This is a genomic window from Mesobacillus subterraneus, from assembly GCF_000934845.1.
Taxonomy (GTDB): Bacteria; Bacillota; Bacilli; order Bacillales; family Cytobacillaceae; genus Mesobacillus; species Mesobacillus stamsii.
The window spans coordinates 21,971-35,246 of record NZ_JXIQ01000100.1 but is presented as its reverse complement, the minus strand read 5'-3'; the positions used below and the strand labels follow the sequence as shown (position 1 = coordinate 35,246).

Genomic DNA, 13,276 nt, shown 5'->3' with positions numbered 1-13,276 from the left:
AAGTGAATCGGTTCTTTTCGTTTGGATTTTCTAGAAAATCTTAAAAATCGGCAGATTTTCAGTGGCCTCACCTGTTCCGGCCTTCCTTTTTGATAAAAATGGCGTAGCTGATTTTGCTAAAAAGGTGGTTGATTTATTCCCTTACAACCTTCTTGTTTGGTGCGAGCGGCACCGGGAGGACTTCTTTCAGATTAAACGGTCCGAGCTGATCAATATTTGGATTGGTAAATCTGACACCTTTATACTCAAACTCGCTTGCTGTCATCAAGATCGCCTCGAGATTCGGCATAAAATCTTCCTTCAACTTTGTTTCATCAGATAAGGTGAGCTCGAGCACTTTATCCTTAGTTACACTTTGGGCGAACTTAAAATTATCTGGAAGTGATGGTGCAAGATATCCTTTTTCATCTCCAGTCTCCATCTGTGCAAATGCCTCGTCAATTGATTTATGCTGGTCTTTTGTTGGCACAAGATAGGGATTTGTCAGCCCTTGCACTTTTAAAAACAAGTAAGCTCTTCTTTTTGTTGCTTCCGCATTTAGCGGAATTTCTTTCATCAGACCAAAGTTTCCTAACTCACCCCCCGGTTCCCCTTCGGTAGTAAGAAGCAGTTTTTCTATGCCAACATCTGTAAAATTATCAGTCATCGAATCAACAAAATTTACCTCTGCTGCACTTCCATATCTATATGGATGATCTTGTTTCACATCCATTGTCAATGTGCTTGTCGCTTCGTCATACGTCCAGTTGCCGTTTATTGGATAGTAATCAGTAAGCCCCCATTCAGCTTCCGTAAGTTTAGGCATTATTTCTATATAGTTATCGATCCAGGATTTTCCTTTATCCTTCGGCCATATTACCGACACGGGGACAATTGCCATTGCCTGCTGATCAGGAATTGCAAAGGTGAAAATTTGAGACGACTTGGAGCTGAGCTCGTCTGGATAAACCGAAATTAGCCCGGCATATGGATTGGCTTTATCCATTGCGGCAAATTCCTCCGTATTTATTTTCTTATTTGTAGTGTCCCCCATCAATGTGTTTCCTTGCTCAACAGCACTTTTCTTTGCAGAATCATCACTAGTTGCTGTATTCATAGATGATTTATCACCTTTAGAAAAACTGCTGTCCATACTCTGTTGTCCTGTAAGATTATTTCCTAACAGTCCTGGAGAGAGAATAAACGCGAGGAAAAGTACTGTAGCGAGAGCCGCTCCAGGAATGACCCATGTTGGCATTTTCCTTCTTTTTTCCGCTCGATGGGCGATATGCTGATAAATGTCACGAGAGTCGCGATGATCCTTTATCTTTGGCATCTGGCCGAGGAGGTCTTCTAGCTGCTTATCGCTTAGCTGTGACTTTTTCACTAGTCATCCCTTCCCTTTCTATCGTTTCTTCCATAAGCTTTTTCAATGTCTTTAAAGCGCGATGCTGGGTCGTCTTGACCTTGCTTTCCGACCACGATAAAGCTTCGGCAGTCTCAGAAATTGTCAGTTCATGTATATAGCGCATGATGATGACCATTCGTTGGTCAAGAGTACATTGATCGAGGCACTTGTACATCATTTGGATTTCTTCGCTTTGAAGCAGCATTTCCTCGGGCAGTGGCTGTTCATCCCTTACCTGTCTTGCTGACAGATCGAAGGTTTCCAGCAATCGCTGCTTCCAGCCCTTTTGTTTCCGGAAATGATCGATTGCGACATTCCTCGCGATCGAGAAAAGCCAGGTTTTCTCACTGCTTTTGCCTTCAAAGCTGTCATACGCCTTGAGAACACGGATATAGACTTCCTGTATAAGATCCTCTGCTAATTCCCTGCTTTTCACCATATAAAATAAAAATTGAAAAACGTCATGATGATATTTTTGATACAATTCATCAAAAACGGAGTTCATAGGTCTTTTCGCCTCCGTATTTATAAGATTAGTCGTAAAGCAACTTAGAAAGTTTCATCTTAACTATATAATTTATCGTTTGGAAATGAAAGGATTTTTTCAGAGAATGATCGTGTCAGACAAACTCCACCTGAACGAAAAGGCTGTACCAATCTGATACAGATTAGTACAGCCTTTTGTGGGAAAAACAATGTTCCTTGTGAATCAAGAATAGTCGGCAAGTTAATCGATATTTCGGGGGATGAAAAAGGAAAATGTTGTACCATGTCCTATTTTGCTTTTTACAGAGATATTTCCTCGATGTGCGTCGATAATATTTTTGGCAATCGCAAGTCCTAGACCTGTTCCGGAAACTCCACGTGTCCTTGACTTGTCTCCCTTGTAAAAGCGTTCGAACAAAAACGGCAAGTCTTCCTCCGGTATACCTGACCCCTGGTCACTGACTTCGATATACAAGCCTCGCTCATCGGTACGCCCAATAATTTCTACAGACGCAGAATCTGGAACATGCCTGATCGCATTATCGATTAAATTAGTCAATACTTGTTCGATTCTGTCTGGATCCATCCGAAAGAAGCGTTCCTCTGTTTCGAGTTTGACAGACAGTTCAATCCCTTTTTCTTTTGTCAGTCCTTGAAACTTGCGGATCACTCTGTTTATATATGGTTTCAATTCGACGGACTCAAGGTTTAACAGGGTATGACCTGCTTGCATGCGGGCTAAATCAAGGAGTTCGTTGACGAGACGGCCCATTCGGAGAGACTCATCGTAAATGACTTTCGCCATTTCCTTTTTCTCTTCGTCCGTCTGGGCAATTTCATCCACTATCGCTTCACTATATCCTTGCAACAGCGAAATGGGAGTACGAAGTTCATGTGAAACATTTGCGATAAAATCTTCCCTCATTTTGTCGAGTTTTCTTTCCTCGGTCATGTCTCTTACTACGGCGACAGCCCCGCGGATGAAGCGTTTATTATAAAGAGGACTGACTATGATGACCCATGTTCTTCCCTGGGCTGAAATTTCGCCAACTTGTTCTTTCTCTGTATTAACTGCCAACAGGAACAGTTCCATCACTTCTGAGGGAACCGCATCTGAATTTTCTGATGCGAGCCCTTGCTCATAATACCAATTTCTAAGAAATATTTCAGCAGGAGGATTGGTAATCAAGATGGTTCCATCACGATTGAAGGTAATGACCCCATCCGCCATCGAGCTAAGAATGCTTGTTAGCTGTTCCTTTTCCTGGCTGAGGGCATTCATGTTGAATTTTAACTGTCGTCCCATTTGATTAAAGGCCGTGGCTAATTCCCCAATTTCATCATGAGTGAGAATCGGTACTTTTGTATCAAATTTCCCTCTGGCAACTTCAAAGGCAGCTTCCCTCATTTTTCTTAATGGAGAAGTAATTCTCGTTAACAGGAAGAAAGCAAAGATGGTTGTAAGTATGATAGCAACGCCAGCAGCTAGCAAAATGAATTTAGAAGTCAGTTTTGTCGTTTCTTCCATTACTGCCAGGGATTGATAAATAAAAACAGCACCGTTTTCTTTTTCTTGTTGATGAAGCGGTACTCCAATCATTAAATATTGAGTAGACCCTGCCTCGTTTGTATCATTTGGCAAGGAAGTGATCATATCAACTGTCTTATCTCTTTCGAAAACTAACGACAAATCTTTATCTGTTGTATAAAAAGAAATGGGTACATGAGTTGTTTCGTCGCTGCTGGGAGAATATAAATACGTATTTTGATCTTTGATGACCGTTACCTTTTCATTGTCATCAATGAGTTCCCAAGCGATCTCAAGAGCCAAAGCTTCTTCGTTACCAGGATGTTCTTTGAGCACCCTGGCGATTTTTTCAGCTGTGTGGATCATGTCTTTGCGGGTTTCATTAATATGATAGTTTTCAAAAAATTGCAACAAGGTTACTGTCAGAATGAACAATACGAATGAAACGAGCAATAGGATGGTAATCCATAGTTTTCCTACTACGCTTCTCCAAAACATCATTCATTGACTACCTCGAATTTGTAGCCTACCCCCCAGACGGTCACAATCATTTTTGCAGCCTGTTCGGATACTTTGTTCAGCTTCTCGCGCAGTCTTTTTACATGCGTATCTACCGTACGCAAATCACCAAAAAATTCGTAATGCCATACTTCCTTCAACAATTGTTCACGGTCAAATACCTTATCCGGTGTTTTTGATAGGAAATAAAGCAATTCATATTCCTTTGGTGTTAAACTGACTTCCTTGCCATCAGCTAAAACCCTATGAGCATCATTATCAATGGTTAAATGAGGGAAAACAATCACGTCTTTTGCAGTCGTTTCAGTCTGCAGATAACTTGTACTGGAAGAACGTCGCAACATCGCTTTGACTCGCAATACAACTTCGCGCGGACTGAATGGTTTAACAATGTAATCATCCGTACCGACCTCAAAGCCCTGTACTCTGTTTACTTCCTCTCCTTTTGCTGTAAGCATGATGACAGGCGTCGATTTCTTTTCGCGAAGGTCACGGCAAACTTCGATTCCATCTTTTCCTGGCATCATTAAATCAAGCAGGATGACATCGTAATCGTTTGCAAGTGATTTCGCTAGTGCCTCATTGCCATCTGCAGCTTCATCGATTATATAGTTTTCTCTTTCAAGATACATCTTCAATAATCTTCTGATTCTATCTTCATCATCGACAACTAAAATCTTCACTTCTTTTTCCATCAGGTATATCCCTCCTGCAATTATTTTACATAAACAAACGTGTTCTTACCATGTTTTTTTAAAAAAGGCCTTCACTTAAAACAGTGAAGGCTGTCATGAATTTGACACAATTTTACGATCCTGCATAAGAATGAAGACCCGCGATCACAAGGTTTACCGCTACAAGGTTGAACATAATAATAATAAAACCAATTACCGCCAGCCATGCTGATTTTTGCCCATGCCAGCCTTTTGAAAGCCGCAAATGAAGGAACGCTGCATAAAATAACCAGGTAATCAATGCCCACACCTCTTTTGGATCCCAGCCCCAGAATCTTGTCCAGGCAATTTGGGCCCAAATCATAGCAAAAATCAGCCCGCCGAGCGTAAAGACTGGGAAACCGATCAGCACGGAACGGTAGCCTATTTCATCCACAAGATCTAAATTAATATTCTTCGTCCACGGCTGAATGGCAGCAGCGACACGTTTGCGCAGGATGAGTCTTAAGAAACCATATAATACAATGCCCGCTCCAATCGACCAAATAACTGTATTTAATTTTCTTGCACTGATGATGGCAGGTGTTTTAAACAATGGCTCAAAACGACTCTGATCTGTCATTTCATACTGATAAGGCCCTACGAGAGCAGGGAGCGAATATTTCTCTGTATCGGGCTGTCCGTCTTTGTTTATATAGTTGAAGTTTACCGAATAATCGGTTGCAGCAAAATAGCTTGATACAAACACAAACCCGAGTGTACTGACTAATCCAAACAAGACAACCTCCAGCCAAATATTGCTTTTCGTTCTTTTTTGCTGGTCGACGCTTTTCACAAGATAAATCAAGCCGGCAGCAAAACTGACTGCCAAAATCGATTGACCAATTGCGGTAGTCGTAACATGAATATGAAGCCAATAACTTTGTAATGCAGGGATCAAGGGGGTGACATCCCTCGGAAACATGCTTCCATAAGCAATAATTAAAGCCGCTATTGGCAGTGTGAACAAGCCAAGCAAAGGCGTTTTATACATGAAATATATGAAGATGAAGGCACCTACTAGTGACATGCCAAAGAAGGTCGTAAACTCAAATAGATTGCTGACAGGTGCATGCCCGGATGCAATCCATCTTAAGATGAAAAATATCAGCTGAGACACGAATCCAGCAATTGTGATGATGATGCCAATCTTGGCCCATCTATTTGGACCAGCCTTTTTATCAGCATGTCTCTTGTCCTTGATCGCTCCTCCAAAAAACAAAATACCGACTAAATAGAGGATAAAAGCTGTAAACAAAAAATTAGAACTTAACTCAACCATTGTATTCCCTCCTACTCCTTTTTGTCTTCGGCTTCCTGGTCCTTTGGTGCATCGATTCCCGAATCAGCAAAGACTTCATCTAGCTCTCTCTTCAGACCATACCAATTTTTATTTGTGTGCGCAGCTGTCCAAATCTGGCCATTTATTCTTCTTATCCATAGGCGGCGATGGTTCCAGTACGCACCCTGGACGACACCGATCATGAAGATCAGTCCTCCAAGCCCGATTATCCATAGTGTATAGTCTTTTCTGACAGTCAGTGCTGTTACATTCTTTGTTTCGATTCCTGCGAAGGTCATTTTGTAATCATTTTCTCCCAAAGGCTCAAGATTCTGCCTAATTGCGACGAAACTAACTTCGCCATCGGGCTTATCGGGAGTGATCATGTTGAAAATGAAGGCAGGATTATTTGGAACACGTGATTTCGTCGCAGGCTCTCCGTCTTCATTAAACTCAAAGTCCGGGAAATAGCTCATTACTTCCACTTTGTACCCTTTTCCTAAGTCATAGCTCATTTTGGGATCGTATAAATCTACTACAAGATCGCCAAATTGCTCTTTTGTCTGTTTATTCTCCAGCTTGAATGCCATTTTGCTCATTTCCCCAAGCTTATAATCGACTTGATATAAGGCGTAACCATCTATTTTCAAAGGTTTATTAACCTGGATGGACTGATCGCGTACCTTTTCAAGTTTTGGGGTTTCACCAGGAATTATGTCCCCCTGCCGTTCGTAAAGAGTCGCATTCGTCTGATAGTTTTTCACGACTGTGCCAACCTTACTAATAGCATCCTTAAAGACTTTTTCATCCTTATCCTTATCATATACTTCGAAAATAAATTGATTGTTTTTCAAATAATAGCGGCCTTCCGTACCAGGAATCGATTTCGTCTCGCCATCCCTCAACCAAAGAATTTCATCTACATACATTCCCGGAACGAAGCGAAGCATGCCGCCTATTAAAAAAATGATCAGGCCAAGGTGGTTAACATAGGGACCCCATCTGGAGAAACGGTTTTTTTCTGCAAGGAGATCCCCATCTTCCTCTCGCAGTTTGTATCTCTTTTTTGCTAACTTGGCTTTGATTTTCGCCGATGCTTCCTCGGGCAATTCAGCATCTGACACATGGAACATCCGCTGGCGTTTCAAGAAACTCTCATGTCTTTTTACTCGTTGGTTTTTAAGGGATCTATATAATGGGACAACTCTGTCCAGACTGGCAATAACAAGTGAAATGCCAAGAGCCGCAATTAGGATTAAATACCACCAGGAACTGTATAGATTATGGAATCCAAGATCATAATATAGTTTTCCCAGCCAGCCATACTTTTCGCCATAGTATTCTGATGCTGGCAAAAGCGGTGGAATGTACATTTCCTGTGGAAAAATCGTTCCTAATGAAGATGCGATCAAGAGGATAATGATTAGCGATACCCCCACTTTCACGGAGGAAAAGAAATTCCATATCTTATCAATTATCGTCTTGTTATACGTTTGTGAACGACGGGCACTTCCCTCATAGCGCATGTCAATAAGCTGCTTTTCTTTCTCGTTGTCCTCCAGCAATCTTCCGCAAGACTCACAAAGGATCGTTCCCTGCGGATTGACATGGCCGCACTCACATTTTACTTCTTTCATGCTAAAAACTCCCTGTTCCCCTTACTTTAAGGTTTAATCTGTTCCATGAATGCACGGACTGTTTCTTCCGTTAATTCCCCGGTATGAATTCTCACTACATTGCCTTCCTTGTCAATCAGAAAAGTAATCGGCAGCGGATTGATTCCGTATGTTGACTGGACTGCTCCATCGTCAATCATCACAGGAAAATTCAGTCCTTTTCGATCGATAAATCTGTTGACAACCAGGTCTGTTTCACCGGAATCAATCGCCAGCACCTGTACCCCCTGATCCTTGAACTGCTGGTACTGATTTTCAATATAAGGCATTTCCCTTTCGCAAGGTTTGCACCAGGTTGCCCAGAAGTTCAGGAACACCCCTTGTCCCTTATATTCTGACAGCCTATGCTTATTGCCTTCCATATCAACAAGGACAAAATCTGGAGCAGGTTCTCCAACGACGATTTTATTATTCTTATCCTTATTCATGTTTGCATATAATGTATATCCGACAGCCAAAGCCATTACGACGAGAATGATTGTCCGAGTGATAAGTCGTTTTTTCTTCATTCCCCTATCCCCCCATGTTTTTCTCCTTTATTATAACATTCTACCTATTTTTATGTTGAAAAGTCATGACTTTTTCATTGCCAAAACACGAAGCTGTTTTACTTCATGATGGGTAAGCTCTCTTATTTCTCCCGTTCTCAGACCATTCAAAGTAAGAAATCCATACTTTTCACGTTTTAGTTTCAAAACAGGATGGCCAATTGCCTCGAACATTCGTCTGACCTGCCTATTTCTTCCCTCATGAATCGTAATTTCGACAATTGCTGTATCTTTCCTTTTATCGACATTCAGCAACTTGGTTTTTGCCGGAGCCGTTTTGCCATCTTCTAGCATTACGCCTCGTGCCAGGCTTATCAACTTTTCTCGAGACGGAATTCCTTTCACCTTTGCAACATAAACCTTGTCAATTTCATTGCTCGGATGCATAAGCCAATTGGCAAACTCTCCGTCGTTCGTCAACAAAAGTAAGCCTGATGTATCATAATCCAGCCTACCAACAGGATATATCCGCTGTTCAACTTTCCGGAAAAAGTCGGTCACCACTTTTCGCCCTTTGTCATCCTCGACACTCGAAATAACGCCGCGAGGTTTATAGAACAAGAAATATACCGGTTCTTCTCCTTCAATCTTTACTCCATCCACTTCGACTTGATCAGAGGAAGTCACCTTGCGGCCGAGTTCTTTGACTACGTTGCCATTCACCTTAACCCTGCCTTCGAGGATCATTTCCTCTGCTTTTCTTCTCGATGCTATCCCTGCGTGTGCAATCACTTTTTGCAGTCGTTCCATTGAAGGTCACTCCTAATTAAGATCAATTACCTTTCGTATTCAACTATCTATCCTTATGAATTATGACATAACTTTCTCTTATTTCAAAGTAAGCAATGGTATAAAAAGCATAAAATAAATCAATAAAATTTATTAATCTTTAACATTCGTTTTCTTCAACTCTTTAAAAAAGAAGAAGCTGCCTTTAAAACGGCAGCTTCTTCTTTTTCTCGGTCGTGATGAACACCTAGTGAAACACCGTCCTTGTTTAGTCAAGTATTGTTCATTTCGGGAACATTAAGGTGACAACAATGATCGCTGTTACAATTGCTACTGCGTCCGCTAGCAAGCCGACTTTGAGTGCATCGCCCATCTTTTTGATTCCGACTGCCCCGAAATAAACGGTAAGGACATAAAAGGTCGTGTCCGTACTTCCCTGTAGCGTGGAAGCAAGGGTACCAATAAACGAGTCCGGTCCATGGACACTAATCAGGTCGCTCGTAATTCCCAGTGCAGCTGTCCCCGATATCGGCCTGATCAAAGCAAGCGGGACAATTTCCGCGGGAATTCCCACAATCTCCAAGCTTGGACGAATCCAATTCACCAGGACATCAAGTGCCCCCGATGCCCTAAAGACGGCAATGGCAACCATCATCCCTACAAGAAACGGCATGAGCGACACAGCCAATTTGATCCCTTCTTTACCGCCTTCCGTAAAACTTTCATACGTTGGAACTTTTTTATACGTTCCATACATCAGAATAAAAGCGATCAAGACAGGAATGAACCATAGTGATATCGCAGAAACAATTTCCATTTTAATTTACCCCTTTTTGCTTCGTCTATAGTGAAAAAATTTATCAATCAGCACCGCTGCAACTGCTGAAACTGCGGTTGCCACAAGGGTCGGCCCAACGATTTCAGTTGGATTTTCGGAATGATAATTCATCCTGATAGAAATAACTGTTGTCGGGATGAACGTGATACTTGCGGTATTTATCGCGAGGAAGGTGATCATGGAACGACTGACTTCGTTTTTTCCTCCATTCAAGTCTTTCAGTTCTTCCATTGCTTTGATTCCTAGAGGTGTTGCTGCATTCCCAAGTCCAAACATGTTTGCGATCATGTTTGACAAAATATAACCCATGGCAGGATGACTGGAAGGCACTTCTGGAAACAGCTTGGAGATGAAAGGCTTAAATAAGCTGGAGAGTTTAGACAATAATCCTGCATCCTCCGCGATCCTCATCATTCCTAACCAGAAAACAAGGATGCTGATCAAGCCAATGCTGATCGTTACCGCCTCCTTTGCCCCTGAAAAGACCGCTTCGTTCACCTCTGTCATTGTGCCATTGATCATCGCAAATCCAAAACCGATTAAAATCATTGCCGCCCAAATATAGTTAACCATGGTCTTTGACCCCGGCTATTAAGGTGAAAATATCTTTAAAAAAATCAAAAAAAGACTTGTTCTCTTTTTCTGCCCTTTGGTAATACACTGGCAAACTGCCAATCTGTTTATCTTTAAGGTATACATTAGCCCGGCCGACAATCTGCTGACTCGGCAAAGCGCGGTTTGACTGTCCTGGTTTTTTTAATTGATATTCTATCCTCACTAGCTTTTCTTCTTCTGAAGTTAACGGATAAACAAAGGAATGGTCCAAATAAACTTTATTTTTAAAGGCAGAGTCCTTGACTCCATCCACTTTTCCTTTCGAAAGAATTTCTGCGATATCATAATCGGAATATGTCGTTTCAAACATCTGAATATGGTCGTTCCAATCGTCGGGGGCATTGAGTGTGACGGCGATCATTGCGAAATCGCCCTTTTTTGCAGTAGATACTAGCGTCCTATTCGCCCTTTTTGTGTAACCAGTTTTCCCTCCGGTACTATATTTGTATTTTTCTGTAAGGAGCCTGTTCTTATTTTCCCATACCCTATCCCAGGTTTCTGTTGGATTAGGAGCCCTGTGAACCTTTGTTGCCGTGATCTTCTTGTATGTTTCATTGTTCATCGCATAACGCGTCAATAATGCCATATCATAAGCAGTTGATACATGGTTTTCATGATCATCGAGACCATGCGGATTGGCAAAATGAGTATCAATCATCCCGAGTTGCTGTGCTTTCTCATTCATCATGTATACGAACCCATCGACGCTGCCTCCCACATGTTCCGCAATTGCGACTGCCGCGTCATTCCCTGATCTAAGCATCAGCCCATACACAAGGTCTTCCAGTCTGATTTTTTCACCAGGTTTTAAATAAATCGACGATCCCTCCGTCTGAACTGCCTGATCACTTACTTTCACCATTTCATCTAGTTTCCCAGATTCGATCGCCAGAATTGCTGTCATGATTTTTGTAATACTGGCAATCCTGCTCACCTTGTGAGCATCTTTTTCGAATAAGACTCTTCCTGATTCCTGTTCCACTAAAATAGCACTCTGGGCACTTACGGAAACAGAGGCCTGGACTGTTCCGGGAATGCTGCAGATCAACAAAGTGACGATCACTACTAGTTTCACCCAAATCCTTTTCATTGATTGACCCTCGTCTCCTTTAGCAGTTTGTACAAGTTTATGCAGGACAAGGTATGTTATGACATCTGTTTTACCGTGTGTAGCCCATACTCTGCCACATCTGGGAAATAAAAAAGGAACAGCTGGGTTGGCTGTTCCTTTGAGGGGTATTATCTTGATTGAAGCATTTTTGTCCGGTAATCTGTTTCATAGTATTCTAGTTCTTCTCGGATTCCCTGGAAGCCGCTTTCCAGGCTGATGAGCAAGTTGCTTAGCACAGGTGCGACTGGCTCCCTGAACTTGATGGCATTCTTGCCGGTATAAGCGGATCGACTATCTTCATACCAGGCATCGTTTTTTGGAGAAAAGAATTCTTCGATGCACTGATAATAGATCCTGTATAATGTCTTTTCTGCTGCTGGTTTGGAAAAAACTTCGGCTTGCAGGATTACCTTGCAGGCATCTAGCCCTTCTTCACAATAAACCGCAAGCTTTCGGAGACTGGAGAGGATGGTTTTATAGTATTCCTCCTCTGCCGGCTGTTCTTGGTGTAACCCCTCTAAAGTCGTTCCGTTTAGAAAGCTCTCGAGCGTAACGACCGTGGTGGTCAAGAACTTACTTACGTCTTCAATTTGCGTTTTTACGATTGTATTGCTCAAAATGACACCCCCATTGTTTTTTTTACCGCATCTTTTATAGGTAAGGTAATGACGTCCCAAGAATTCTCATTACACTTCATTTTTATGCACCGGCTGGATAATAAAATCTAGTGGAGAACGAACCTCATATGAGCCTTTTTGCTCAATGCCCTCATATATTCCAGGGATTTTACTGAAATCAAGGCCTTTGAAAAGATTTGCGAACGATTTTTGTTCACTAATATATACCCTTTTACGGTGTCTGTACTCCGGATTCTTCAAAAGTGCTGCCAGTGCCACCAGATCCTTCATATATATTTCCTTCGTACTGGCTTTAAAAACTGGGTTTTCAGTGAATGGAGGAATGCTTCCAACCAGCTCATCGAAATACCTTACATACAATACGTATAAAGTTTTTTCTCTTCCTTCTTCTACAAAGGTGACTTCGCTGCGGTTGAAAAAATCCTCTGAAGTGTTCGATTGTTCCTTTTCTAGCTCATAACCAACACATTGCTTTATAAGCATGGTTAACCTCCCGTCGGACATTCATTCTTACATCCTTATGTAGCAAGAATCGTATAAATGGCTGATCAGTTTGCACTTTCTGAATGATTATTTCGATTTTATCATAATTTCTAAACTTTGTGCACATACTATTCATCTATCTTCATTGTTTCCTGGATTTTCTCGAAAAACAGATCGGCATCCTCCTGCAAATCATCTTCTTCCATACTTTCTGGCAGAGGCGGAAGCTCGTTTATGTTTTTCAAACCGAAGTAATCGAGGAATTCCTTTGTTGTGCCATACAAAAAGGCACGTCCGGTTCCTTCTGCTCTTCCAATTTCCTTGATCAGGGCGCGGGAAGAAAGCGTATGAAGCGGCCTCTCGGTTTTTACTCCGCGAATTTCTTCAATTTCGGTGCGAGTAATCGGCTGTTTATAGGCAACAATCGCTAGAGTTTCTAGCGCTGCCTGGGATAAATGTGCGGTACCTGGTGATTCAACTAACTTTTTGAGATATTCAGCATGTTCTTTCTTTGTTGCAAGCTGATATACTCCTGCGAGTTGGACAATAGTAATACCGCGATGTTCATCCTGGTCATAGTCACGCTGCATTTCGGCAAGGATTGTATTGGCCTGGATTTCCTCGATCTCCAGCACAGAAGTAATTTGCTTTAGGCTTAAGCCTTCATCTCCAGCAGCAAACAACAGACTCTCCAGTATTCCCTTCCACTTTTCAATTTCCAAT

General features: G+C 41.9%; 14 protein-coding genes. All 14 read right to left on the bottom strand.

Going from position 1 to position 13,276, the window contains the following annotated elements; all coding sequences use genetic code 11:
* Window positions 1–133 precede the first annotated feature (133 nt).
* Window positions 134–1,366: a hypothetical protein gene (locus UB32_RS13015; RefSeq protein ID WP_044394383.1), complete on the bottom strand. Its 1,233-nt coding sequence runs from the start codon at window positions 1,364–1,366 to the stop codon at window positions 134–136.
* Window positions 1,341–1,892, bottom strand: a complete 552-nt coding sequence (sigX, locus tag UB32_RS13010) for an RNA polymerase sigma factor SigX (RefSeq protein ID WP_044394382.1) — start codon at window positions 1,890–1,892, stop codon at window positions 1,341–1,343. Before sigX ends, UB32_RS13015 begins: the two co-directional genes overlap by 26 nt.
* A 222-nt stretch (window positions 1,893–2,114) precedes the next feature.
* Entirely contained in the window at window positions 2,115–3,902 is a 1,788-nt protein-coding gene (locus UB32_RS13005; protein ID WP_044394381.1) for an ATP-binding protein, read from the bottom strand.
* Window positions 3,899–4,615, bottom strand: coding sequence for a response regulator (locus UB32_RS13000; protein ID WP_044394380.1), 717 nt, complete (start codon window positions 4,613–4,615; stop codon window positions 3,899–3,901). Before UB32_RS13000 ends, UB32_RS13005 begins: the two co-directional genes overlap by 4 nt.
* 112 nt (window positions 4,616–4,727) lie before the next feature.
* Window positions 4,728–5,915, bottom strand: a complete 1,188-nt coding sequence (gene ccsB, locus UB32_RS12995; RefSeq protein WP_044394379.1) for a c-type cytochrome biogenesis protein CcsB — start codon at window positions 5,913–5,915, stop codon at window positions 4,728–4,730.
* 11 nt (window positions 5,916–5,926) lie between these two features.
* Window positions 5,927–7,552 carry a cytochrome c biogenesis protein ResB gene (gene resB, locus UB32_RS12990; protein WP_044394378.1) on the bottom strand — a complete coding sequence of 542 codons (1,626 nt, stop codon included), beginning with the start codon at window positions 7,550–7,552 and terminating at the stop codon, window positions 5,927–5,929.
* A gap of 26 nt (window positions 7,553–7,578) precedes the next feature.
* On the bottom strand, window positions 7,579–8,100 hold the full coding sequence (gene resA / locus UB32_RS12985) for a thiol-disulfide oxidoreductase ResA (protein WP_044394377.1): 522 nt from the start codon (window positions 8,098–8,100) through the stop codon (window positions 7,579–7,581).
* Between the two features lie 63 nt (window positions 8,101–8,163).
* Entirely contained in the window at window positions 8,164–8,889 is a 726-nt protein-coding gene (rluB, locus tag UB32_RS12980; RefSeq protein WP_044394376.1) for a 23S rRNA pseudouridine(2605) synthase RluB, read from the bottom strand.
* Window positions 8,890–9,151: 262 nt separating this feature from the next.
* A complete protein-coding gene (locus UB32_RS12975) occupies window positions 9,152–9,685 on the bottom strand; it encodes a spore maturation protein (RefSeq protein WP_044394375.1) in 534 nt (177 codons plus the stop codon).
* Between the two features lie 6 nt (window positions 9,686–9,691).
* Window positions 9,692–10,279: a nucleoside recognition domain-containing protein gene (locus UB32_RS12970; protein ID WP_044394374.1), complete on the bottom strand. Its 588-nt coding sequence runs from the start codon at window positions 10,277–10,279 to the stop codon at window positions 9,692–9,694.
* The gene (locus UB32_RS12965) at window positions 10,272–11,411 is read right to left on the bottom strand and encodes a D-alanyl-D-alanine carboxypeptidase family protein (protein WP_044394373.1); all 1,140 of its coding nucleotides are present in this window, start codon (window positions 11,409–11,411) and stop codon (window positions 10,272–10,274) included. The genes UB32_RS12970 and UB32_RS12965 overlap by 8 nt, the downstream gene beginning before the upstream one ends.
* Window positions 11,412–11,560: 149 nt before the next feature.
* The gene (locus tag UB32_RS12960; protein ID WP_044394372.1) at window positions 11,561–12,049 is read right to left on the bottom strand and encodes a YpuI family protein; all 489 of its coding nucleotides are present in this window, start codon (window positions 12,047–12,049) and stop codon (window positions 11,561–11,563) included.
* Window positions 12,050–12,118: 69 nt separating this feature from the next.
* Window positions 12,119–12,553, bottom strand: coding sequence for a hypothetical protein (locus UB32_RS12955; protein ID WP_044394371.1), 435 nt, complete (start codon window positions 12,551–12,553; stop codon window positions 12,119–12,121).
* A 128-nt stretch (window positions 12,554–12,681) separates the two neighbouring features.
* A complete protein-coding gene (scpB, locus tag UB32_RS12950) occupies window positions 12,682–13,275 on the bottom strand; it encodes an SMC-Scp complex subunit ScpB (RefSeq protein WP_044394370.1) in 594 nt (197 codons plus the stop codon).
* Window position 13,276 lies beyond the last annotated feature (1 nt).

What these genes read in the sequence shown, in the direction of transcription:
- ccsB (WP_044394379.1), bottom strand. Translation starts at nt 5,915, where the DNA reads ATGGTTGAGTTAAGTTCTAATTTTTTGTTTACAGCTTTTATCCTCTAT.
- sigX (WP_044394382.1), bottom strand. Translation starts at nt 1,892, where the DNA reads ATGAACTCCGTTTTTGATGAATTGTATCAAAAATATCATCATGACGTT.
- UB32_RS12965 (WP_044394373.1), bottom strand. Translation starts at nt 11,411, where the DNA reads ATGAAAAGGATTTGGGTGAAACTAGTAGTGATCGTCACTTTGTTGATC.
- resB (WP_044394378.1), bottom strand. Translation starts at nt 7,552, where the DNA reads ATGAAAGAAGTAAAATGTGAGTGCGGCCATGTCAATCCGCAGGGAACG.
- UB32_RS12955 (WP_044394371.1), bottom strand. Translation starts at nt 12,553, where the DNA reads ATGCTTATAAAGCAATGTGTTGGTTATGAGCTAGAAAAGGAACAATCG.
- UB32_RS12970 (WP_044394374.1), bottom strand. Translation starts at nt 10,279, where the DNA reads ATGGTTAACTATATTTGGGCGGCAATGATTTTAATCGGTTTTGGATTT.
- UB32_RS13005 (WP_044394381.1), bottom strand. Translation starts at nt 3,902, where the DNA reads ATGATGTTTTGGAGAAGCGTAGTAGGAAAACTATGGATTACCATCCTA.
- rluB (WP_044394376.1), bottom strand. Translation starts at nt 8,889, where the DNA reads ATGGAACGACTGCAAAAAGTGATTGCACACGCAGGGATAGCATCGAGA.
- UB32_RS12975 (WP_044394375.1), bottom strand. Translation starts at nt 9,685, where the DNA reads ATGGAAATTGTTTCTGCGATATCACTATGGTTCATTCCTGTCTTGATC.
- UB32_RS13000 (WP_044394380.1), bottom strand. Translation starts at nt 4,615, where the DNA reads ATGGAAAAAGAAGTGAAGATTTTAGTTGTCGATGATGAAGATAGAATC.
- resA (WP_044394377.1), bottom strand. Translation starts at nt 8,100, where the DNA reads ATGAAGAAAAAACGACTTATCACTCGGACAATCATTCTCGTCGTAATG.